A 22,035-nucleotide genomic window follows, 5' to 3' on the forward strand; every position below is an offset into this window, starting at 1 on the left:
TCCCATCCGGCTGTGGCCAATCGGCCACCGCCGGCCGCATTCCCCCGGCCGCCCATGCATCGCCGCATTCTGGCCGCGTTGGCCTTTGATTAAGGCCTGATTGGCTAGACCAGCCACTTCTCGATCTCATGGATGCCCGATTCGATGCCAGGTTCTCGGCACGCTATCTCTCGCCGGCTGGCGCTGGCCGCATCGCTTTCGCTCGTGCTCTCGGCCTGTGCCCAGACTGAGGCGAGCGTTTCGCCGTTTTCCGAGCCGACGCGCGCCGATGCCTCGGCTCTCGGCAAGGATCCGACGCTGCTCGTCGTCACCACGCGCAAGCCGTCGGGGCCTGTCGCTCCCTTCTTCGGCTCCGACCGTGGCAATCTGACCTTCGCGGAGGCGCAGATGTCGCCGCCCGGCCGCGGGATTGCCGGGCAGGTGTCCTCCGTCGTCAACGGGGACTGGGCCGTGCTGGGTGTCAGCAACCGCACATCGAATGAGGCCGCGCGCGCCTTCGCCGAGGCTGCGAACGGACGCGACGTGCTGCTCTATGTGCACGGCTACAACGAGACCTTCGAATCGGCGGCCCGCAGTGCCGCCCAGCTGTCGCACTCGCTCGAATTCCAGGGCCGCACCGCGATGTTCAGCTGGCCGTCCGGGGGCAAGCTCTTCGACTACGCCTATGATCGCGAAAGCGCGCTGTGGTCGCGCGACGGCTTCGTGCAGGCGCTCAAGGCGCTGGTTGCGAACCCGACGGTCGGACGCATCCATATCGTCGCGCATTCGATGGGCACGTTCCTGACTTTGGAAGGCCTGCGCGAATTGCGCGAATCCTCCGACGTCTATGCCCGCATCGGCTCAGTCATCCTGGCGTCGCCCGATATCGACATCGATGCCTTCGAGCAGACCGTCTCCAAGCTCGGGCCGCTCGCGCGCCGCATGACGCTGATCATCGATCCCGGCGACCGCGCCCTGGCGATCTCGGCCCGGCTTGCAGGCGGTGTCGCCCGCGCCGGCGCTGCCGACCGCTCGCGGCTGGAAGCGCTCGGCGTGCGCGTCGCCGACACTTCGGGACGCGGCTGGAGCATGCTCCGGCATGACCTCTTCCTCTCGAACAGCGAGGTCACGATGGTCGTCCGACGGGCGATGGACCGTTCCTGAAACCGGGGCAGCCGAGGCGTTGTTCGCTCGCCAGTGACGCTCAGATCGGCGGCAGGCCGATACGCTTCTTGATCGTCGCCATCGCGAAGTTGGATTCGACCGACTGGATGCATTTCAGCCGCGTCACCTTCTGCTTCAGGAAGCGCTCATACCCGTCGATGCCATCCGTCAGGACGCGCAGAAGATAATCCTGCGTGCCGGTCATCAGGTAGCATTCGGCGACCTCGCTCCAGCCTTCGACGGCCTTCTCGAACTCGGCGATATGCTCCTGCGTCTGCTGGGTCAGCCGCACCGACACGAAAACGCTGAAGGGCAGGCCATAGGCTTTCGGGTCGACGATGGCCGAATAGCCCTGGATGACGCCGGTCTCCTCCAGCCGCTTCAGGCGGCGCAGACAGGGCGTCGGCGAGAGCCCGATCTTCTGCGACAGCTCCTGATTAGTGATCCGGCCATCCTCCTGGAGCAATGCAAGTATACGGCGATCGGTCGTATCGAGCATGATATGCTCTCCGTTGAACGATTGTTGGCAGGAAGCTGCACAGGCCATTCTATGGTGAGTGCGATCAGCCAAGCAATGCTGCAACAATCCGATTATTCTGAAGGCGAGGCGGCCGGGCTTACGGGGACGGACCGCATGCGACAACGGAGGAAGCGACCATGAGCGGCGACAGCTATCACAAGGACCGGATTTCCAACCGCAAGCTGCATCCGGAAACGCTGATGATGGGCTTCGGCTATTCGCCGGCCATGTCTGAAGGGTCGCTGAAGCCGCCGATCTTCCTGACCTCGACCTTCGTTTTCGAGAATGCCCAACAGGGCAAGGACTTCTTCGACCTGACATCGGGCCGCCGCCGGCCCAATCCCGGGGAGAAGTCCGGCCTCGTCTACTCGCGCTTCAACCACCCCAACATGGAAATCCTCGAGGATCGCCTTGCGATCTGGGACGAGGCCGAGAAATGCGCCGTCTTCGCCTCGGGCATGGCGGCGATCGCCACGACCTGCTTCGCCTTCCTGAGGCCGGGCGACACGGTGATCCATTCGCGCCCGCTCTATGGCGGCACCGAAACGCTGCTGAAGAACCAGATGGGCGCCTTCGGCGTGATCCCCTTCGGCTTCACCGACGGTCTCGACATCGAGCAGATGCGCGCCACCGCCAAGGCCGCGGCTGCGAAAGGCCGGGTCGGCATGATCCTGGTCGAGACGCCGGCGAACCCGACCAATGGGCTGGTCGATCTCGCCGCCTGCGCGCTGATCGCCGACGAGCTTGAGAAGTCGCAGGGCCACCGCCCGCCGGTCGTGGTCGACAACACCATGCTCGGGCCGAAATACCAGAAGCCGCTGAAGCAGGGCGCCGATCTCTCGCTGCTCTCGCTGACGAAATATGTCGGCGGGCACTCGGACCTCGTCGGCGGCTCTATCAGCGGGTCGGAGGCGCTGGTGCGGCAGGTCAAGAGCTGGCGCGGTTCGCTGGGCACGCAGCTCGATCCCAACTCCTGCTGGATGCTGATGCGCTCGCTAGAAACGCTCGACATTCGCATGAGCCGCGCCAACGAGAACGCCAAGCTGGTCGCTGAGTATCTCTCAGCCCATCCGAAGGTGGCCAAGGTCCACTATCTCGGCGATCTCAAGGACGGCGATCCGCGCAAGGCGGTGTTCGACCGGCAGTGCACGGCGGCCGGATCGACCTTCGCCTTCGACGTGAAGGGCGGAGAGAAGGAGGCCTTCGCGCTCCTCGACAACCTCCAGATCATGAAGCTCGCGGTCAGCCTCGGTGGTACCGAGACGCTCGTGTCGCATCCCGCCGCGATGACGCATTCCGGCGTGGCGCGCGAACTGCGCGAGGAGATTGGCCTGACCGATGCCCTGATCCGCATCTCCGTCGGCATCGAGAACATCGAGGACCTGATCTCGGATCTGGCCCAGGCGCTGGAGGCGGTTTGAGGCTTCGGCCCCGGATCGCACCTGTTGTCAGGCGAGGCCCAGAAAAAGCGCAAGCGATCGATTGACCGCGATCGTCGTTTCCGGGTCGAGCCGGCCGAACCGTTGGCCGATCCGGCCGCGCTTCACGGACATGACCTTGTCGATCATGATCTGGGAAGGCAGCCGCAGGCCATTGGTTTCGTTCGGCTCGACAGACAGTCTGATCAAGGGCGCATCGACCGTCTCGCTCGATATAAGCAGGACGGTCACTGTACCGGTCAGTTCGAACTGGTCGGACTGTATAACGAGCGCAGGGCGGGGCTTTCCGAAGTCCCCGCTCATCGCGACAGTAACGAGATCGCCGCGTTTCATTCGCTGGGATCGTCCAGATCAGTCAGGGCCGCGTCCAGGAAATCGCCAAGGCCGACGTCGCGAGCGTCCGCAGACGCGACGAGCAACGATTGCCGGCGGCATTCCGCCGCAAAGCCGGGCTTGCGCGTATCCGGGACCCATATCTGCAAAGGTCTCAGACCTGCCGCCCGCAGAGCATCGCGGCGCTTTTGCACACGTTGATTGGTCGGCGTCGGCATGCGTCCTGCTCCGTCTATTCGTTACATGTAACAAATTGAAGGCACATTCTCAACAGGGTTTCTGCGCTCTGTGTTTGGCAATTCAAATTCCGACGCGTCCCCAGCCCGGCAGCTTCAGCGCCGGCTGGCGGATGTCGAGGCCGGCCACCAGCCCGAGCAGGTTGACCTCGACGCCCTCGACCCAGCCGAGCGTAAATCCGGCCAGCCCGAACAGCGAAGCCTGAATCCCGGTGCGGCTGGGCGTGAGCCCGGCAAAAAACCCGGCATCGCGGAAATCCTTGCCGATCGCGGTCGGCGGCAGCGCCTGGGAGAGTTCGGGCACCTCGGCCAGAACATGCTGGACGAAGCTGTTCGAGTTCGGTCCCGGCCATGCCGTGTAGCTACCGGGCTGCACATAGGCATAGCTTTTCACGGCGTCGCGAATGCGCGGGATGATGCGCTCGGCGGCCTCGCCGCGCAGTTCGGTGACGAGCTCGGGCACATTGCCGAACCAACGGCCATCGGCCTCGCGATGGTTGACGCGCACCGGCGTGCCCCAGCCGACCACGTCGAAGCGGGTATAGGCGCTGGCCCCGCGCTCCTTCACCACCAGCCAGGAGTGATGCGCGAAGACGCCGCGCCAGCGGCCGACGCGGGCGGCAAAGACATGCACCGTCGCTTCCGGTTCGATCGCGGCTGCGGGCAGCAGCTTGGCGCTCGACCAGTCGGCGTAACGCCAATCCTGCGCTGAGGGCTGCCAATACCACCAGGCGGCATGGCTTGCGACCGGCAGCAGGAATACCAGCGAGAACAGCAGGAGGAAATGGCGGGCGATGCGCATGGGAAAGGATATGTGGCCAAGTTGTTGCATCGCAAGATCGCTGGCGATTGCGGCAGCATGACGCGCGCTCGCTATTGCGGGTTGAGGCGCGCGAGCAAACTGCTAGCCTTCGCCGCGATATCAAGGGGGAGTCGAGATACTATGACGGGCCGTGGCTGGGTAAGGCGTGTTGTTTCGGGCGCGATTCTGGGTCTAGCGCTTCTTACGGGCGAGAGTGCCGTCGCGCAGAATGGCGAGCTGCGGATCTTCAACTGGTCGGATTATGTCGATCCCGAGGTGCTGGATGCCTTCAAGAAGGAAACCGGGATCACCGTCGTCTACGACACCTTCGACCAGATGGAGACTGTCGAGACCAAGCTCCTAGCCGGCAAGACGGGTTACGATCTGATCGTGGTCACGGCCTCGTTCCTGCCGCGCCATATCCCGCTCGGCCTGTACACGCCAATCGACGCCGCCAAGGTGCCCAACCTCAAGAACGCCTGGCCGGAGATCCAGGGGCGCCTGTCGAAATACGATCCCGGCAACAAATATGCCGTCAACTACATGTGGGGCACGACGGGCATTGGCTACAACGTTGCCAAGATCAAGGAGCGGCTCGGCCCCGACGCGGTGATCGACAGCTGGAAAATCCTGTTCGAGCCCGAGCAGCTGAAGAAGCTGTCCAATTGCGGCGTGCATGTGCTCGATGCGGTCGAGGAGATGTTCCCGGCCGCCCTGCGCTATCTCGGCCTGAATCCGGATTCGAAGGCTGAGGCCGACCTCAACAAGGCCGGCGAGCTGCTGCGCAAGATGCGCCCGCACATCCAGAAGTTCCATTCCTCGGAATACATCAACGCGCTCGCCAACGGCGATATCTGCCTCGCAGTCGGCTATTCCGGCGATATCCTTCAGGCCAGGAAGCGGGCCGAGGAAGCCAAGAACAAGGTCGAGATCGCCTATTCTATCCCGAAGGAGGGCGCGCTGATGTGGTTCGATTCCTTCGTCATCCCCAAGGATGCCGGCAATCCGGAAGCCGCGCTGAAATTCATCGATTTCGTCAATCGCCCGGCGATGGCGGCGAAGAACTCGGACTTCATCCAATACGCCAACGGCAATCTGGCTTCGAAGCCTCTGCTCTCTGCTGCCGTGCGGGACAATCCCGGCATCTATCCCTCGGAGGCGGTGATGAGCCGCCTCTACACGATAACCCCCTACGACCAGAAGACGCAGCGGCTGGTCAACCGGTTGTGGACCCGCGTCAAGACCGGCAAGTGAGCGCCGGCAAGTGAGCGAGGCCAAGAGGGGCGCCCCGGCCATGCGGAAAAGCTCGCCCGGCAGCGTGCGCCGGGCCTTTCAACCCTGGAACGATCCGGCGGCGAAGCCTCTCGTCGAGTTTCGCGGTGTTACCAGGCGCTTCGGCGCGGTGACGGCGGTCGGCGATCTGTCGCTGTCGCTGTATCCCCGCGAGTTCTTCGCCCTGCTCGGACCGTCGGGCTGCGGCAAGACCACGCTGATGCGCATGCTCGCGGGGTTCGAGCGACCCGATGCCGGCGAAATCCTGCTCGACGGCGTCGATATCACTGCCGTTCCGCCGCATCTGCGGCCGGTCAACATGATGTTCCAGTCCTATGCGCTGTTTCCGCATCTCAACGTCGCCGACAACGTCGCCTATGGCCTGAAGCGCGAGGGCCTGCCACGCGTGGAGATTGCGCGTCGTGTCGAAGAGATGCTGGCGCTGGTGAAGCTGGAGGGGCTGGGCAGGCGCCGGCCCGACCAGCTCTCAGGCGGTCAGCGCCAGCGCGTCGCGCTCGCTCGCGCGCTGGCGAAAAAGCCCAAGCTCCTCTTGTTGGACGAGCCGATGGCGGCGCTCGACCGCAAGCTGCGCGAAGCCACGCAATTCGAGCTGATGGACCTCCAGAGCGAACTCGGCATGACCTTCATGGTCGTCACCCATGATCAGGACGAGGCCATGACGATGGCCGACCGCATGGCGGTGATGGATCATGGCAAGCTCGTCCAGATCGGCCCGCCCGACGTGATCTACGAGGCGCCCGCAAACCGCCACGTCGCCGAGTTCGTCGGCGACATCAACCTGTTCGAGGGCCGGGTCGCGGCAATCGAGGGTGATCTGGTCAAGGTCGAGACGTCATTTGCCGGGACGATCGAACTCGACGAGGAGGCGCCGGCGCTTGGTGTTGGCGAGCCCGTTCTCGTCGGTCTGCGGCCTGAGAAGATCGACCTGGGCCATGACGAGCCCATCGGCGTCGCCAACAAGGTTGCCGGCGAAATCTGGGATATCGGCTATCTCGGCGATTTCACCATGATCCAGGTGATGATCGGCGGGGAGGACGGGCAGCTCCTCAAGGTCGCGCTGGCGAACCGGACGCGGCGGATCGCACGGCCCTTCGCCTGGGAGGACAAGGTCTGGCTCTCCTGGGACATCGAGGCCGGGCTGGTGTTGCGGCCGTGACCAGAGCGGACGATCCCCACAAGTGTAGTCCTCATCCTGAGGAGCGCCGCAGGCGCGTCTCGAAAGGTGGTTCCAGTGCGCGCTGGAACATCCTTCGAGACGCCGCTGACGCGGCTCCTCAGGACGAGGGCTGCGGGGGGCCCCGGACTAGCTTTGGGCAATGGCTGTGAGCGTCGCGACCTCTGCCCGCCGCCTTGTCGTGGCCGTGCCCTATCTCTGGCTCCTGCTGTTCTTCCTCGCGCCCTTCGTGATCGTGCTGCGCATGGCGCTGTCCGATGCCGCAACCGCATTGCCGCCCTATGCACCCCATTTCGAGGGCCTTTCGACGATCGGCAGCTTTCTGTCGCAGCTGGATCTCGAAAACTTCAGCCTGATCACTGACGATCCGCTCTACTGGCAGAGCTATCTCTACTCCCTGCGCATCGCTGCCCTGACCACCCTGATCGCGCTCGGCATCGGCTATCCGCTGGCCTATGCGATGGCGGCGGCTTCGCGGCGCTGGCAGGGGCTTCTGCTCGTCCTGGTCATCCTGCCGTTCTGGACCTCGTTCCTGATCCGGGTCTACGCCTGGATCGGCATCCTCCGGCCCGAGGGCCTGCTCGACATGGTTCTCGGCGGGCTTGGCCTTGCCGGTGAGCCGCTTCGGCTGCTGAACACCGAAACCGCCGTGCTGATCGGCATGGTCTATTCCTATCTGCCCTTCATGGTGCTGCCGCTGTTCACGACCTTGGAAAAGCTCGATCGCAGCCTTCTGGAGGCGGCCGCCGATCTCGGCTCCACGCCGTTGACCGCGTTCCTGACCGTGACGCTGCCGCTGTCCCTGCCGGGCATCCTGGCGGGATGCGCCCTCGTTTTCATCCCGGCTGTGGGCGAGTTCGTGATTCCCGACCTGCTCGGCGGACCCGATACGGTGATGATCGGCAAGGTGCTCTGGAACGAGTTCTTCTCGAACCGCGACTGGCCGCTGGCATCGGCCGTGGCCATCGTGCTGCTGATCGTGCTCGTGCTGCCATTGGTGCTGCTTCAGCGCGCGCGGCTGGCGCGGGGAGGGGCGGCATGAGGCGGCTCGGTCCCGGTCTGGTGCTGGTGCTCGTCGCCGGCTTCGCCTTCCTCTATCTGCCGATCCTGGCGCTGATCGCCTATTCCTTCAACGCCTCGCGGCTCGTCACGGTGTGGGGCGGTTTCTCGACGCATTGGTACGGCGCGCTCATGGCAAACCAGCCCTTGCTCGATGCTGCCTGGCTCAGCGTCCGGCTTGGCCTCGTCTCGGCCACGTTTGCAACAGTGCTTGGAACCCTCGCGGCACTGGCGCTCGTCCGGCATGGGCGCTTCGTCGGGCGCACGCTGTTTTCAGGCATGGTGCTGGCGCCGCTGGTCATGCCGGAGGTGGTCACCGGCCTGTCGCTGCTGCTGCTCTTCGTGGCCGTCGATGCGGAACGGGGCTTCTGGACCGTGACGATCGCCCACGCCACTTTCAGCCTGGGCTTTGCCTGCATCGTCGTGCAGTCGCGCCTCGCCGGTTTCGATCGCTCGCTGGAAGAGGCGGCGCAGGATCTCGGCGCCACGCCTTTGGTCACGTTTGCGACAGTGACCTTGCCGCTGATCTGGCCGGCGGTCGCTGCGGCGTGGATGCTGGCCTTCACGCTCTCGCTCGACGATCTCGTGATTGCGAGCTTCACCACCGGCCCGGGCGCGACCACGCTGCCGATGCGGCTCTATTCGGCGGTCAAGCTCGGTGTCTCGCCTGAGATCAACGCCGCCTGCACGATCATGATCGGCGCTGTTGCACTGGCGGTGATTGCCGCCTCGCTGCTCCTGAAGCGCGAGCAGGTGGCCGGGAGCTGAAGCATGGCGCAAAAAGCTGGGGACCGGTTTCTCGTGCGAGCCATGCTCTGATCTAAACGGCGTGTGAACGACGTCCTCAAGGGTCATTCAGCCGTGACCTGCGAATGTCCATGTCAGGCAAGGGGATGTCCCCTGCCACCAGACAGGACAGGGACCATGTTCCGCAAATTCGCCGGTGTCAGCCTCGCCACCTTCGTCCTCGGTGCGACCGCTGTGGCGGCTGCAAGCTTCGTGAATGTCAGTTCTGCCGAGGCCTTCGGCGGGCGCTATGAGGCGGGCTACGATCGCCCGGCCTATGGCTGGCGTCGGCCGCCCCCGCCGGCATTCCATGGCTATTGGGGCCAGCGCCGCTGGCAGCGCTACAATGATGGCTACGGCTCCCGCCCGCAGCCACAGCGTTACGGCTATGGCTACGGCTGGAGGTAGTGTCGCGCACCGACAGTCGTGACCATGGGACAGGCGCGGCCTTTGGCAGCGCCTGTCTGCTATTCGGCGGCCGTCCGCTGCACATAGCCAAGCCGGCTGTTCAGCTCCTCGAGCAGTTTTTCGGCCGCGTCGGCGATCACGGTTCCCGGCGGGAAGATCGCGCTGGCGCCCGCTTCCATCAGCGCCGCGAAATCCTGCGGCGGGATGACGCCGCCAACCACGATCATGATGTCGGGCCGCCCCGCCTTGGCGAGCGCGCCCTTGAGTTCGGGTACCAGCGTCAGGTGGCCGGCTGCCAGCGAGGATACGCCGACGATGTGGACGTCGTTCTCGACGGCCTGTCGCGCCGCCTCGTCCGGCGTTGCGAAGAGCGGCCCGATATCGACGTCGAAGCCGAGATCGGCGAAGGCCGAGGCGATGACCTTCTGGCCGCGATCATGCCCATCCTGGCCCATCTTGGCGACGAGGATGCGCGGGCGGCGGCCATCTGCCTCCTCGAAGGCCTGCGTCATCATCTGCACGCGCATGACGGCTGGATTCATCGTGCCGACCTCCCGCTTGTAGACGCCCGAAATCGATTTGATCTCGGCCCGGTGGCGTCCGAAGACCTGCTCCATCGCCATCGAGATCTCGCCGACGGTGGCTTTTGCACGCGCTGCCTTGACCGCAAGGTCGAGCAGATTGGCATCGCCCTTCGCGCCATTGGTCAGCGCCGTCAGGGCGGCCTGCACATCCGCTTCGACGCGCTCCGCCTTGAGCCGCCGCAGCTTTTCGAGCTGCTGGCTGCGCACGGAGGCGTTGTCGACCTTGAGTACGTCGATCGAGGCCTCGTTGTCGGGCTTGAACATGTTGACGCCGATGATCGCCTGCTGGCCGCCATCGATGCGCGCCTGTGTCTTGGCGGCGGCCTCCTCGATGCGCAGCTTCGGGATGCCGGCCTCGATCGCCTTGGCCATGCCGCCGAGAGCCTCGACCTCCCTGATATGGCCCCAGGCCTTGGCGGCGAGTTCCGCAGTGAGGCGCTCGACATAATAGGAGCCGCCCCAGGGGTCGATGATCCGGCTGGTGCCGCTCTCCTGCTGCAGCACGATCTGCGTGTTGCGGGCGATGCGGGCGGAGAAGTCGGTCGGCAGGGCCAGCGCTTCGTCGAGCGCATTGGTGTGCAGCGACTGCGTATGCCCCTGCGTCGCCGCCATCGCCTCGATCATGGTTCGCGGCACGTTGTTGAACACGTCCTGCGCCGTCAGGGACCAACCTGACGTCTGGCAATGCGTGCGCAGCGGCAGGGACTTTTCGTTGGTCGGGCCGAAATCCTTGACCAGCTTGGCCCAGATCAGGCGACCGGCCCTGAGCTTGGCGACTTCCATGAAGAAGTTCATGCCGATGGCCCAGAAGAAGGACAGGCGTGGCGCGAAGACATCGACGCCAAGCCCCGCGCGCTGGCCGGCGCGGATATATTCGACGCCGTCGGCGAGCGTGTAGCCGAGTTCGAGGTCCTGCGTCGCTCCCGCTTCCTGCATGTGGTAGCCGGAAATCGAGATCGAGTTGAATTTCGGCATGTTCTGCGACGTGTAGGAGAAGATGTCGCCGATGATCCGCATCGAGGGGGCGGGCGGGTAGATATAGGTATTGCGGACCATGAACTCCTTGAGAATGTCGTTCTGGATGGTCCCCGAGAGCTTCGCCGCCGGGACGCCCTGTTCCTCGGCCGCGACAATATAGAGCGCCAGCACCGGCAGGACCGCGCCGTTCATCGTCATCGACACGCTCATCTGGTCGAGCGGGATGCCTGAGAACAGCGTGCGCATGTCGTAGATCGAGTCGATCGCGACGCCGGCCATGCCGACATCGCCACCGACGCGCGGATGGTCGCTGTCATAGCCGCGATGGGTCGCGAGATCGAAGGCGACCGAAAGGCCCTTCTGCCCGGCGGCGAGATTACGCCGGTAGAAGGCGTTGGAATCCTCGGCCGTCGAGAAGCCGGCATATTGCCGGATCGTCCAGGGCTGGTTGACATACATGGTCGGGTACGGCCCGCGCAGATAAGGCGCGATGCCCGGCAGCGTATCGACGAAGGGCAGGCCTTCGCGATCAGCGGCCGTGAACATCGGCTTCACCGGAATACCTTCCGGCGTCAGCCAATCCTCGCCGGTGGGCAACGTGGCGGAGGCAGTTGCCGGCCCGTCGGCAAAGGCCAGTTTCGTGAAATCCGGGATCGACGTCATGGCTGTCTCCCGTCGGTCATGTCCCACCAATGGTGGAAATGATGCACCGGTCCGTGGCCATGGCCAACAGGAACCTGATCGGCCGCCGCAATGGCGGCCGTGATATAGGTTTTTGCCTGGGCGACCGCCTCGGGCAGCGCCAGCCCCTTCGCCAGACCGGATGCGATCGCCGAAGACAGCGTGCAGCCCGTGCCGTGCGTGTTGCGCGTCTCAAACCGGGGCGCGTTGAAACGCTGCCGCGCGCCGCCGGCGAGTAGCAGCAGGTCGCTGCTGGTCTCACCGCTGCCATGGCCACCCTTGATCAGCACGTTGGCGACCCCGAATGCGGCGAGTTTCTCGGCCTGCTCATCGACGGCGTCGTCGGTCTCGGCGATGCTCGTGCCCAGCAGCGCGGCGGCCTCGGGCAGGTTCGGCGTCACCAGCGTCGCCAGCGGGAAAAGGTGGCGACGGATCGCGTCGACCGCATCGTTTTCGAGCAGCCGCGCGCCCGACGCTGCGATCATCACGGGATCGAGCACGATATTGCGCGCGCCGTGGCGCTTCAGTCCTGCCGCAACCGTCTCGATCAGCTCGGTCGTCGCCAGCATGCCGATCTTGACGGCAGCCACATCGAGATCCTCGAAAACGGCATCGATCTGCTTGGCGACGAAATCTGCCGGCACGGCGTGAATGCCGCTGACGCAGCGGGTGTTCTGCGCGGTCAGCGCCACGATCACGCTGGCGCCATAGACCTGATGGGCCGCGAAGGTCTTGATGTCAGCCTGGATACCGGCGCCGCCACTGGAATCGGAGCCGGCGATCGTCAGGGCGATGGCGGTCAAGATAGGCTCTCCATTCAAACGGTCGTGATGGCGTGCGCGCGCCCGAGGGCATCGAGCACGTCGCAGCCTGCATAGATGAACGACGCCACGCCGGCTTTGTTCAGGGCGGCCTCGCTCTCCCCCGGTCGTCCGGCCAGCCAGACGGTCGCGCCGGCCTGGCTCAGGGCTTCGGCGGCCGCGCTGCCTTCGCTGGCATAATTGGCGTCCGAGCCGCACAAACAGGCGAGGCGTGCGCCCGATGCCTTGTAGGCCGCGATGAGAGCAGGAAGATCGGTGGCGCCGTTCGTGGCAAAACCCTCGGTGCTCGGAGCCGCTAATCCACCGGCTTCGAACAGGTTCCGTGCAAAACCGGCTCGCGTCGCGAAATCAGCGATTGGACCGAGCGTGGCGAGGAAGACGACCGGCCGCTGCGCAAAGGCGTCGGCCTTGTCGCGCAGGGCCTCGAACGGCTCTGACAGGCGCAAGGACGGCAGGGGTTCGGCCCGCAAGCCGTCTTCGGCCGCCGTCAGCGCCTCCGCGCGGGGCGCCCCCTTGATGAGGCGGTCGATCAGCGCGTTCTGGTCCTGCTTGGAGGCTTTCGTCGTCGCAGGGGATGCTTTCGGGCGCTTGACCGGCGCGAAATCGAGCACGGCCACCGCCGTTTCCCTGAGATTTGGAAACTCGCTGGTGCCGGTGATCGGCTCGCGACGGCTGGCAATGGCTTTCGCCCGCAGCTCGCGCTGCTTGGCAAGGCCCGCCTGAACATGACCATTGGCGAGCGCGGCAACGATACCGGGCAGGCCGTCCCGGGCCTCCCGTTCCAGGTCCTGAAGCTTCGTCCAGGCCTGTTCGCACAGCGCCTGTGTCAGCGCCTCGAAACTGCCGGCGCCGGCCGCTGGATCGGCTACGCGCCAGAGGTTCGCTTCTTCGAGCAGTACGAGCTGGGTGTTGCGCGCGATGCGCCGCGCGAAAGCGTCGGACAGGCCGATTGCGGCGGTAAAGGGCTGCACCGTCAGCGAGTCGGCCCCGCCGATGCCGGCCGAAAAGGTCGCGATCGTGCCGCGCAGCAGGTTGACCCAAGGATCGCGTTTCGTCAGCGAGCGCCACGCGGTTTCCGCATGCAGGATCATTGGCTTGGGTTCGAGGCCGCAGGCGCTCTGAACGCGCTCCCAGAGCAGGCGCGCCGCGCGGAACTTCGCGATCGTCAGGAACTCGTCGGTATCCGCGACAAGCACGAAGGAGATCGCATCCCGGGCTTCACTGAGCGTCAGACCCTGCGCTTCCAGCGCGCGCAGATAGGCGATTGCGGTCCCAAGGACTGCGCCGAGTTCCTGCGCCTCGCTGGCGCCGGCCTCGTGATAGGGTCGTGCATCGGCGGTCAGGAATGGCCCCTTGAAGCCACGCCCCTGCAAGGCCCGGATCGTCTCAGCCAGTCGGCGGCCGATCTCAGGCCAAGAGGCCGCAAAGGCGCCTGCGCTGGCCAGAAGCCCGATCGGGTCCAGCCCGAAATCGATCATGGTCGCATCGGGCGTCAATCCGCGCTTTTCGACGAGCGCCGCGAGCATCAGGGCATTGACGCGGCCTTGCGGCGCAGGGTCGATCCGCAGCCGGATCAGATCCAGCATGGCACCGTCGAGGGCTGTGTCGAGCGCAGCGACATCCTCGGCCACGAGCCCGTAGCCCCGCGCGGCACGCGCTCCCGCGAAGGTCAGGACGAGCGAATCCGCGCCACCTTCGAGATCGGCGAGCGCGAGTTTCTGCGCCTCTGCTGGCTCTGGATGATCGACGCGCGCCGCGACATGCCAGCGGCCTGCCTCGCCACGAAGCGGCCGCATCGCCGGATGAGCGGCAGGGTAGAGCGGTTCGATACGGATGCCGTCGGCACTGCGGCCGACCAGCCGCTTCTCGAAATCCCCGCCCTTCAGGACCTTGTCGACGGCCGCACGCCATGTCTCATGCGACGGCGTGGCAAAGGCGTCGAGATAGAGCAGGTCGGATGCTGCGGCCGAGTTCATGCGCGTCGGTGCTCCTCTCTCCGCATTGTGCAATTGCGAGGCGCTGATTGCCATGGGTGCGGGCGCACCGCCATCCCTACTTCGTCGCAGCCGGGGTGCGCAAATGCGGGCGATACGACAACGCCGCCCCGAAGGACGGCGTTGAACGAACTCTGTGGCTGGTAAATGTTGGCTCAGACGAACTGCCCGAGACCGGGAATGGCGCCGACGATCGCGCCCATCGCGTCCTCGCCCGCCTTTTCGCGGCCGACCGCGAACATCTCCTTGGAGACCGACTGGATCTGTCCCATCGACAGGCCGGCACCCATCAGCTGGCCGCCGAGCGCCATCACGCCACCGCCGCCGCCCATCAGGCCGCCGACCATGCCCATCAGGCCGCCCTTGGCGCCGCCCTCGGCATCGGCGAGTTCCTGTGCGCCGGGCAGCGCTGCCATGAGCTGGCCGATCTCGGCGGGAGGACCTTCCTTCTGGAGAAAGGCGAGGATGATGCCGAGCGCCTTGCGTGCGAGAGGCTCGTCGAGCCCGGAAGCGGCGATGATGCGCGAGATCAGTTCATCCATGGTCTTGTCCCTGTCATTGGCGGCGTGATGCGGCCGGGAGATAGTTCATATATTAACGATCTAATCAAGCGGGTATCGGGCTTCCGCCCGCTGGCGCGTTTCGCTAAACCCTTGACCCTGACTTTTCGATAACACAACAGGCGGACACAATGGCGGATGCAGATCTCGTGACGGACAAGGACGCCATCCTGATCGGCAAGAGCTGGAAGCCGGAGAACCTGCTGCTCAAGCTCGCCAACCGCCATGGCCTCGTCACCGGCGCGACGGGCACGGGCAAGACCGTGACGCTGCAGGTGATGGCAGAGGGATTCGCGCGCAACGGCGTTCCGGTCTTCGCCGCCGACATCAAGGGCGACCTTTCAGGCATTGCGGCGCCCGGCGATTCCAAGCCGCCCTTTGTGGCCCGCGCCAAGGAGCTTGGCATCCCCTACGTGCCGGACCAGTTCACCACCGTGTTCTGGGATGTCTTCGGCGAGCAGGGCCACCCGGTTCGCGCAACCATTTCCGAAATGGGGCCGCTGCTGCTCGCCCGCCTGCTCGATCTCAACGACACCCAGGAAGGCGTGCTCAACATCGCCTTCCGCATCGCAGACGAGCAGAAGCTGCTCCTGCTCGATCTGAAGGATCTCCGCGCGATCCTCTCCTTTATCGCGGAGAACGCCTCGGACCTGACGACGAAATACGGCAATGTCACCGCCCAGTCGGTCGGCACGATCCAGCGCTCGCTGCTCGTTCTGGAAAACCAGAAGGGCGACATGTTCTTCGGCGAGCCGGCGCTCGAGATCAGCGACCTGATGAAGACCGACCGCGACGGGCGCGGCATCGTCAACATCATGGCCGCCGACAAGCTGATGGCGAATCCCCGGCTCTACGCCACCTTCCTGCTCTGGCTGCTCTCGGAGCTGTTCGAGCAGTTGCCGGAGGTCGGCGATCTCGACAAGCCAAAGCTCGTCTTCTTCTTTGACGAGGCGCATCTGCTGTTCAACGGAGCGCCCAAGGCGCTGCTGACGGCGGTCGAACAGGTCGTGCGCCTGATCCGCTCCAAGGGCGTCGGCGTCTACTTCGTGACGCAGAACCCGCTGGATATTCCCGATACGGTGCTCGCCCAGCTCGGCAATCGCGTCCAGCATGCGCTGCGCGCCTTCACCCCGCGCGACCAGAAGGCGGTGCGCGCAGCCGCCGAGACATTCCGCCAGAATCCGAAGTTCAAGACGGAGGAGGCGATCACGCAGCTTGCCGTCGGCGAGGCGCTGACCTCGACGCTCGAAGGCAAGGGCACGCCGACCATGGTCGAGCGCACCCATATCGCGCCGCCGATGGCGCAGGTCGGGCCCTGCAGCGTGCAGGAGCGCCAGCAGGCGATGAGCAATTCCGGCTTCAAGGGCAAATACGACACGATGGTCGATCGTGAGTCCGCCTATGAAGATCTGATGAAGCGCAAGAACCTCAACCCGGACGGCAGCGCCGTGGAGGCCTCGGCGACGGGGGACGGCGGCATCATGGACACGATCGGCGGCTGGTTCGGCGGCGGCACGCCCGCGCCTCGTCCCAAGACCGGCCCGGGCAGCCGGGGCGGCGCCCTGCCGCAGAGCATGACCGAGAAGATCATCACCTCGGCGGCGCGCTCGGCTGCGACCTCAATCGGCCGGCAGGTCGGCACCGCGATCCTGCGCGGCGTGCTGGGGTCGATGATGGGCGGGAAGCGCTAGGCATCGGCCCGAAAAGTGGATTGCGATATTTGAAGAAAATCGATGCGAAAACAAGGAGCTGGATCATCGGGTCGGATGCGATGTCCGGCCCGATGATCCAGCGGAGCGCGCCGCCCCCCGCGCGGCGCCTTCAGCCCATCGCGAGGTCGGTCAGTAGCTTCAGATTGAGCAGGATGATGATCGCGGCGATGGTGGCGGCGAAAATGCTCAGCCAGCGCGGTGCGACAAGTGCACCCATCTTTTCCTTCGAGCCGGTGAACATCACCAGCGGGACCACTGCGAAGGGGAGCTGAAGGCTCAGGACGACCTGGCTCAGGATCAGCAGCTTGCCGGTCTGCCCCTCGCCATAGATCATGGTGACGGCAATGGCGGGCACGATCGCGACCAGCCGGGTCAGGAGCCGGCGCAGCCAGGCCGGAAGCCGGATCTCCAGGAAGCCCTCCATCACGATCTGGCCGGCCATGGTTGCGGTCACCGTCGAGTTCAGCCCGCAGCAGAGCAAGGCGATGGCGAACAGGGCAGGGGCGATCGAAAGGCCCAGAAGCGGCGCCAGCAATTCCTGCGCACGGCCGAGTTCCGCGACGTCGGTCTGACCGGTCTTGTGGAATGTCGCGGCGGCGAGGATCAGAATCGAGGCGTTGATCAGCAGCGCGAACATCAGCGCCACCGTCGAGTCTATGGTGGCGAATTTCAGAGCCTCGCGCTTCTCCGGCAGGGTCTCGCCATAGGCCCGGGTCTGCACGATTCCCGAATGCAGATAGAGATTATGCGGCATCACCGTCGCGCCGATGATCCCGAGCGCGATGTAGAGCATGTTGGGATTGGTGACGATCTCGGTCGTCGGGGCGAAGCCGCGGATGACCTGGCCCCAATCGGGGTCGGCAAGCGCGATCTGGATCGCGAAACAGACCGCGATGACGCCGAGAAGCGTGATGATGAAGGCTTCGACCCAGCGGAACCCCTTGGTCTGGAGCCACAGAATAAGAAAGACGTCGAGCGCCGTGATCAGGACGCCGATTTCAAGCGGAATACCGAACAGCAGGTTCAGGCCGATCGCCGTGCCGATGACCTCGGCGAGATCGGTGGCGCAGATGGCGAGTTCCGCCAGAAGCCAGAGCGGCCAGGCCAGGGCGCGCGGATAAGCGTCGCGGCAGGCCTGCGCGAGATCGCGCCCCGTAGCGATGGCCAGCCGCGCGCAGAGCGATTGCAGCACGATCGCCATGATGTTGGAAACGAGCGCGACGACCAGCAGCGTATAGCCGAACTGCGCGCCGCCGGTGAGCGATGTCGCCCAGTTCCCGGGGTCCATATAGCCGACGGCGACGAGATAACCGGGCCCGAAGAAGGCCAGGAACTTGCGCCAGGAGGACGCGCCGGACGCGACTTTGACGGTACGGAACACGTCCGCGAGCGAGGGCTCGCCGCGGGCACGCAACCAGATCGATTCGGGAGGCGGGGGCTTTGTCAGCATGGAAAAACCTTGTTGCGATCTGTTTGCAATAACCAAGCTAGAGGTGGCAGGCTCCCGCTGTCAATGCAGTTGCGAAGCAGTCGCAATAAAACATCTTGGATGCGGTGTCGAAACGCGATGCGCAAGAGGATGCGCAAGAGGACGCGCAAGAGGCATGAGCTATTGAGGGCTGACGCGGGCAGCGCGCCTTGCCATGATGGCGCCATCTGAATCGCACCCGATGGATGCCATGTCCAAGCTCCCCGCCGTTCTCTCCCGCCTCGACGCCGATCTCGAAGGCTCGCTCGCGCGCCTGTCGTCCTGGCTTGAGATCCCTTCGATCTCGACCGATTCAGCCTATGCCGCCGAGAGCCGTCGCGCCGCCGAATGGCTGCGGGTCGATCTTGAATCGCTTGGCTTCAAGGCGTCGTTGCGTGAGACGCCCGGCCATCCGGTCGTGGTCGCCCATCGGCCCAAGCCCGGCGCCCCGCATGTCCTGTTCTACGGGCATTACGACGTGCAGCCGGTCGATCCGCTGAATCTCTGGGATACCGAGCCGTTCAAGCCGATGGTCAAGGAGATCGCGCCGGGCCGCAAGGTCATCGTCGCGCGCGGGGCCTGCGACGACAAGGGACAGGTCATGACCTTCGTCGAGGCGCTGCGCGCGACGCTGGCCGAGACCGGTGATCTGCCTGTCGGTGTCACCATCCTCGTCGAGGGCGAGGAGGAGTCGGGCTCCGTCAATCTCCCGGCCTTCGTCAGGGAGAATGCCGAGGAGTTGAAGGCCGATTTCGCCCTCGTCTGCGATACCGGCATGTGGGACCGCGAAACCCCAGCGATCACGGCTTCGCTGCGCGGCATGGTCTATCAGGAGGTCACGATCACCTGCGCCGATCGCGATCTTCATTCGGGCCTGTTCGGCGGAGCGGCGGCCAATCCCGTTCACGTGCTCTCGCGCATCGTCGCGGCACTTCACGACGAGACCGGCCGGATCATGATTCCCGGCTTCTATGATGGTGTCCTGGAACCTTCGCCCGAGCAGAAGGCGGAGTGGCAGGCGCTGGACCTGACCGAAGAGGAGTTTCTCGGCCAGATCGGGCTGAAGCATTCCATCGGCGAGAAGGGACGCCTGCTGATCGAGCAGATCCAGTCGCGCCCGACCTGTGACGTCAACGGTATCTGGGGCGGCTATACCGGCGAGGGCAGCAAGACGGTGATCGCGGCGAAAGCCTCGGCCAAGATCTCCTTCCGTCTCGTCGGCAAGCAGGATCCCGACAAGATCGCCGCCGCTTTCCACGCATTCGTGCGCGAAAGGCTGCCGGCGGACGCCACCGCCGAGTTCATCGGCCATAGCGGCTCGCCCGCGATCGTGGTGCCCGCGGATTTGCCGGCGCTGACCAAGGCGCGGGCTGCCCTGACCGAGGAATGGGGCCGCAAGGCCGTCAGCATCGGCTCCGGCGGCTCCGTCCCGGTCGTCGGCGATTTCAAGCGCCTGCTCGGCATGGATACGCTGCTGGTCGGTTTCGGCCTCGACGATGACCGGCTACATTCGCCCAACGAGAAATACGATCTCTCGTCTTTCCATAAGGGTCAGCGCTCCTGGGCGCGCATCTTGCAGGCGTTGGGTTCATGAAATCGATTTGTGTCTTCTGCGGTTCGAACCCCGGCAATGAGCCGGTCTATGCGGCCGGCGCACGCGCCATGGGCACCGAGATCGCGCGTCGCGGGCTCGTCCTGGTCTATGGCGGCGGCGCTGTTGGGCTGATGGGCATCGTCGCGAATGCGGCGCTGGAGGCCGGCGGCGAGGTTCACGGCATTATTCCCCGCGCCTTGCGCGAAAAGGAAATCGGCCATTTCGGGCTGACGCGGCTCGAAGTGGTCGACACCATGCACACCCGCAAGGCGCGGATGGCTGAGCTCTCGGATGGTTTCATCGCCATGCCCGGCGGTATCGGCACATTCGAGGAGCTGTTCGAGATCTGGACCTGGGGCCAGCTCGGCATCCATTCCAAGCCGCTCGGGCTCTTGAACATTGCCGGCTTCTACGATCCGCTCGCCAGCTTCCTCGACGGCACGGTCGAAGCCGGCTTCCTGAAGCAGACGCACCGCGCCATAGCGATGACCGATACGGAGCCGGCGACCCTGCTCGACCGCATGGAGCAATATGTCCCGGCGGCAACGATCAAATGGGTCGAGAAGGAGCAGGTCTGATTTTCTTTCGGCCATGCGCCCTAGGGTTGTAGGAATATTATCTTGACATCGTGACGCTGATCGGGTAGACATCAGGAACGCTCACGAAGTGTGACCAGACAGCAAAGCCGCCGCGCTCTCAGCCGGCGGCTTTTGCGTGTCCGGCCGACGGAGATCCCCATGTCCAACGAAGACGACGACGCGCCGGCCTTGCCGGCCGCGCCCGCCCGGCGCTTGCCGGTCGCCCGCAAGGCCGTGATCGGCAAGCTCTGGCGAGCGGCCAAGCGGCAGCTGGAGGCGCACGAGGCCCATCTCGACGAACTGCCGAAAGGCGCTGCCGCGAGCGAAAGCGACGCGAAGGCGCTGGCGACGCTCGCCCGCACGGTCCGCGAACTGGTCGCGCTGGAAGCTTCGACCGTGAACCAGGGAGGCAAAGCCACCGATGACCTCTCGCCTGCCGCTGGATTGCGCCACGTCGCAGAGCTTCGCAAGGAACTTGCACGACGTCTTGAAGTCCTTGCCGCCGAAGAAGCGGGTTCCGCTGCTTCGGCAGCTGCTGGAAACGGCGTCGCCTGACGAATACGAGGTCATCGTCGCCGAATGGATGATTTGGGCACGCCCCGACCAGAAGCCGCCGGAGCAGACCGATTGCTTCGTCTGGCTCGTTCTGGGAGGGCGTGGCGCCGGCAAGACCCGAACCGGAGCCGAGTGGATCAAGGGCATGGCACTGGGGCAGCGGCCTTTCGCCGATGCTCCGACCGGCCGGATCGCACTGGTCGGCGAGACCCAGGGCCAGGTTCGCGATGTCATGATCGAGGGCGTCTCCGGATTGCTGTCGATCCATACGCGCTGGGAACGTCCCACCTGGTCGCCGTCGCGGCGGCGGCTGGAATGGCCCAATGGCGCGATCGCGCAGGCCTTTTCTGCCGAGGACCCCGAAGGGCTGCGCGGGCCGCAATTCGCCGCAGCCTGGTCCGACGAGCTGGCGAAATGGCCGAACCTTCAGGAGTGCTGGGACATGCTGCAATTCGGACTGCGCCTCGGCGACCGGCCCCGGCAGGTGGTGACGACGACGCCACGGCCGGTCCCGCTGATCAAGCGGCTGCTGGTCGATCCTCATGTTGCTGTCAGCCGGGCGGCGACACGGGCCAACCGTTTCAATCTCGCAGCCGATTTTCTGCGCAGCGTCGAGGAAACCTATGGCGGAACGCGGCTGGGCCGGCAGGAGCTCGATGGCGAGATGGTCGAGGAAAGCGCCGATGCGCTCTGGACCCGCGCCATGATCGAGGGCTGCCGCGAACCGGCCGCTCCTGCGCTGGCCCGGATCGTCGTGGCGGTGGACCCGCCGGCATCGTCGTCGCAGCGGGCCGATTCCTGCGGTCTGGTCGTCGCCGGTATCGATCGCGAAGGTCTCGGCCATGTGCTGGAAGACGCGACGATCTCGGGCGCACGTCCGCATGAATGGGCGGCCAGAGCCGTCGCGCTCTACCAGCGGCATGAAGCGGACGCGCTCGTCGTCGAGGTCAACCAGGGCGGCGAGATGGCGAGCAGCGTCATCCGCGAGGTCGATGCCGGCGTGCCGGTGACGGCGGTCAGGGCCACGCGCGGAAAATACCTGAGGGCCGAGCCGGTCGCCGCCCTCTACGCGCAAGGCCGTGTCCGCCATGCCGGGCGCTTCCCGGCACTGGAGGATGAACTCTGCGATTTCGGGCCGGGCGGCCTGAGCTCCGGCCGTTCGCCCGACCGGCTTGACGCGCTGGTCTGGGCACTGACGCATCTGATGCTGGCGGCGAGAGGCAGGCCGCGAGTGCGTGGGATTTAAGCCGCGACGTTCCGGCCGGGGCAGCGCCAGGCTCCGCCCCGGCGGTCACAGCAAGTCGTTCACCGCTCAAT

Annotated in this window: 21 protein-coding genes; 12 read left to right on the forward strand and 9 right to left on the reverse strand. The window is 65.2% G+C overall.

What is annotated here, in order from left to right:
- Positions 1 to 144 precede the first annotated feature (144 nt).
- A complete protein-coding gene (locus C4S73_RS04155; RefSeq protein WP_103871298.1) occupies positions 145 to 1,143 on the forward strand; it encodes an alpha/beta hydrolase in 999 nt (332 codons plus the stop codon).
- Between the two features lie 40 nt (positions 1,144 to 1,183).
- Here C4S73_RS04155 and C4S73_RS04160 read toward each other — a convergent pair whose 3' ends face one another.
- On the reverse strand, positions 1,184 to 1,642 hold the full coding sequence (locus tag C4S73_RS04160) for an Lrp/AsnC family transcriptional regulator (RefSeq protein ID WP_103871143.1): 459 nt from the start codon (positions 1,640 to 1,642) through the stop codon (positions 1,184 to 1,186).
- Between the two features lie 158 nt (positions 1,643 to 1,800).
- Between C4S73_RS04160 and C4S73_RS04165 the strand changes: the two genes are divergently transcribed.
- A complete protein-coding gene (locus C4S73_RS04165) occupies positions 1,801 to 3,084 on the forward strand; it encodes a cystathionine gamma-synthase family protein (RefSeq protein ID WP_103871144.1) in 1,284 nt (427 codons plus the stop codon).
- Between the two features lie 27 nt (positions 3,085 to 3,111).
- Here the strand turns inward: C4S73_RS04165 and C4S73_RS04170 are convergent, their stop codons facing one another.
- From C4S73_RS04170 to C4S73_RS04180, 3 genes are all read right to left on the reverse strand, one after another.
- Complete coding sequence (locus C4S73_RS04170; protein ID WP_103871145.1) at positions 3,112 to 3,435, reverse strand: type II toxin-antitoxin system PemK/MazF family toxin; 324 nt, start codon at positions 3,433 to 3,435, stop codon at positions 3,112 to 3,114.
- Positions 3,432 to 3,653: an antitoxin MazE family protein gene (locus C4S73_RS04175; protein WP_103871146.1), complete on the reverse strand. Its 222-nt coding sequence runs from the start codon at positions 3,651 to 3,653 to the stop codon at positions 3,432 to 3,434. The genes C4S73_RS04170 and C4S73_RS04175 overlap by 4 nt, the downstream gene beginning before the upstream one ends.
- An 82-nt stretch (positions 3,654 to 3,735) precedes the next feature.
- Positions 3,736 to 4,503, reverse strand: a complete 768-nt coding sequence (locus C4S73_RS04180) for a DUF3750 domain-containing protein (RefSeq protein ID WP_425290310.1) — start codon at positions 4,501 to 4,503, stop codon at positions 3,736 to 3,738.
- Positions 4,504 to 4,614: 111 nt separating this feature from the next.
- Here C4S73_RS04180 and C4S73_RS04185 point away from each other — a divergent pair, with 111 nt between their 5' ends.
- The 5 genes from C4S73_RS04185 to C4S73_RS04205 all read left to right on the forward strand — a co-directional run bounded on the left by C4S73_RS04185 (position 4,615) and on the right by C4S73_RS04205 (position 9,193).
- Positions 4,615 to 5,727 carry a polyamine ABC transporter substrate-binding protein gene (locus C4S73_RS04185; RefSeq protein ID WP_103871148.1) on the forward strand — a complete coding sequence of 371 codons (1,113 nt, stop codon included), beginning with the start codon at positions 4,615 to 4,617 and terminating at the stop codon, positions 5,725 to 5,727.
- Between the two features lie 40 nt (positions 5,728 to 5,767).
- On the forward strand, positions 5,768 to 6,922 hold the full coding sequence (locus C4S73_RS04190; RefSeq protein WP_103871149.1) for an ABC transporter ATP-binding protein: 1,155 nt from the start codon (positions 5,768 to 5,770) through the stop codon (positions 6,920 to 6,922).
- Positions 6,923 to 7,082: 160 nt separating this feature from the next.
- Positions 7,083 to 7,982, forward strand: coding sequence for an ABC transporter permease subunit (locus C4S73_RS04195; RefSeq protein WP_103871150.1), 900 nt, complete (start codon positions 7,083 to 7,085; stop codon positions 7,980 to 7,982).
- Entirely contained in the window at positions 7,979 to 8,767 is a 789-nt protein-coding gene (locus C4S73_RS04200) for an ABC transporter permease (RefSeq protein WP_103871151.1), read from the forward strand. Before C4S73_RS04195 ends, C4S73_RS04200 begins: the two co-directional genes overlap by 4 nt.
- Positions 8,768 to 8,923: 156 nt before the next feature.
- Positions 8,924 to 9,193 (forward strand): hypothetical protein, encoded by a 270-nt coding sequence (locus tag C4S73_RS04205; RefSeq protein WP_103871152.1) that lies wholly within the window; start codon positions 8,924 to 8,926, stop codon positions 9,191 to 9,193.
- Positions 9,194 to 9,252: 59 nt separating this feature from the next.
- On the opposite strand, the gene scpA is transcribed toward C4S73_RS04205, so the two are convergent.
- The 4 genes from scpA to C4S73_RS04225 all read right to left on the reverse strand — a co-directional run bounded on the left by scpA (position 9,253) and on the right by C4S73_RS04225 (position 14,793).
- Positions 9,253 to 11,418, reverse strand: coding sequence for a methylmalonyl-CoA mutase (gene scpA, locus C4S73_RS04210; protein WP_103871153.1), 2,166 nt, complete (start codon positions 11,416 to 11,418; stop codon positions 9,253 to 9,255).
- Complete coding sequence (thiD, locus tag C4S73_RS04215; RefSeq protein WP_103871154.1) at positions 11,415 to 12,239, reverse strand: bifunctional hydroxymethylpyrimidine kinase/phosphomethylpyrimidine kinase; 825 nt, start codon at positions 12,237 to 12,239, stop codon at positions 11,415 to 11,417. Before thiD ends, scpA begins: the two co-directional genes overlap by 4 nt.
- Positions 12,240 to 12,253: 14 nt before the next feature.
- Positions 12,254 to 14,233: a methylmalonyl-CoA mutase subunit beta gene (locus C4S73_RS04220; protein ID WP_103871155.1), complete on the reverse strand. Its 1,980-nt coding sequence runs from the start codon at positions 14,231 to 14,233 to the stop codon at positions 12,254 to 12,256.
- Between the two features lie 173 nt (positions 14,234 to 14,406).
- Positions 14,407 to 14,793 (reverse strand): hypothetical protein, encoded by a 387-nt coding sequence (locus C4S73_RS04225; protein WP_103871156.1) that lies wholly within the window; start codon positions 14,791 to 14,793, stop codon positions 14,407 to 14,409.
- A gap of 149 nt (positions 14,794 to 14,942) precedes the next feature.
- On the opposite strand from C4S73_RS04225, the gene C4S73_RS04230 reads away from it, so the two are divergent.
- Complete coding sequence (locus C4S73_RS04230; protein WP_103871157.1) at positions 14,943 to 16,502, forward strand: helicase HerA-like domain-containing protein; 1,560 nt, start codon at positions 14,943 to 14,945, stop codon at positions 16,500 to 16,502.
- Between the two features lie 130 nt (positions 16,503 to 16,632).
- On the opposite strand, the gene C4S73_RS04235 is transcribed toward C4S73_RS04230, so the two are convergent.
- Positions 16,633 to 17,973: an Nramp family divalent metal transporter gene (locus tag C4S73_RS04235; protein WP_103871158.1), complete on the reverse strand. Its 1,341-nt coding sequence runs from the start codon at positions 17,971 to 17,973 to the stop codon at positions 16,633 to 16,635.
- Between the two features lie 229 nt (positions 17,974 to 18,202).
- On the opposite strand from C4S73_RS04235, the gene C4S73_RS04240 reads away from it, so the two are divergent.
- From C4S73_RS04240 to C4S73_RS04255, 4 genes are all read left to right on the forward strand, one after another.
- Positions 18,203 to 19,585 carry a dipeptidase gene (locus C4S73_RS04240; RefSeq protein WP_103871299.1) on the forward strand — a complete coding sequence of 461 codons (1,383 nt, stop codon included), beginning with the start codon at positions 18,203 to 18,205 and terminating at the stop codon, positions 19,583 to 19,585.
- Positions 19,582 to 20,163 (forward strand): LOG family protein, encoded by a 582-nt coding sequence (locus C4S73_RS04245; RefSeq protein WP_103871159.1) that lies wholly within the window; start codon positions 19,582 to 19,584, stop codon positions 20,161 to 20,163. The genes C4S73_RS04240 and C4S73_RS04245 overlap by 4 nt, the downstream gene beginning before the upstream one ends.
- A gap of 159 nt (positions 20,164 to 20,322) precedes the next feature.
- The gene (locus tag C4S73_RS04250; protein WP_103871160.1) at positions 20,323 to 20,718 is read left to right on the forward strand and encodes a hypothetical protein; all 396 of its coding nucleotides are present in this window, start codon (positions 20,323 to 20,325) and stop codon (positions 20,716 to 20,718) included.
- Positions 20,660 to 21,964, forward strand: coding sequence for a DNA-packaging protein (locus tag C4S73_RS04255; RefSeq protein ID WP_483189218.1), 1,305 nt, complete (start codon positions 20,660 to 20,662; stop codon positions 21,962 to 21,964). The genes C4S73_RS04250 and C4S73_RS04255 overlap by 59 nt, the downstream gene beginning before the upstream one ends.
- Positions 21,965 to 22,035 lie beyond the last annotated feature (71 nt).

The organism is Allobosea lathyri (genome assembly GCF_900108245.1).
GTDB classification, from domain to species: domain Bacteria; phylum Pseudomonadota; class Alphaproteobacteria; order Rhizobiales; family Beijerinckiaceae; genus Allobosea; species Allobosea lathyri.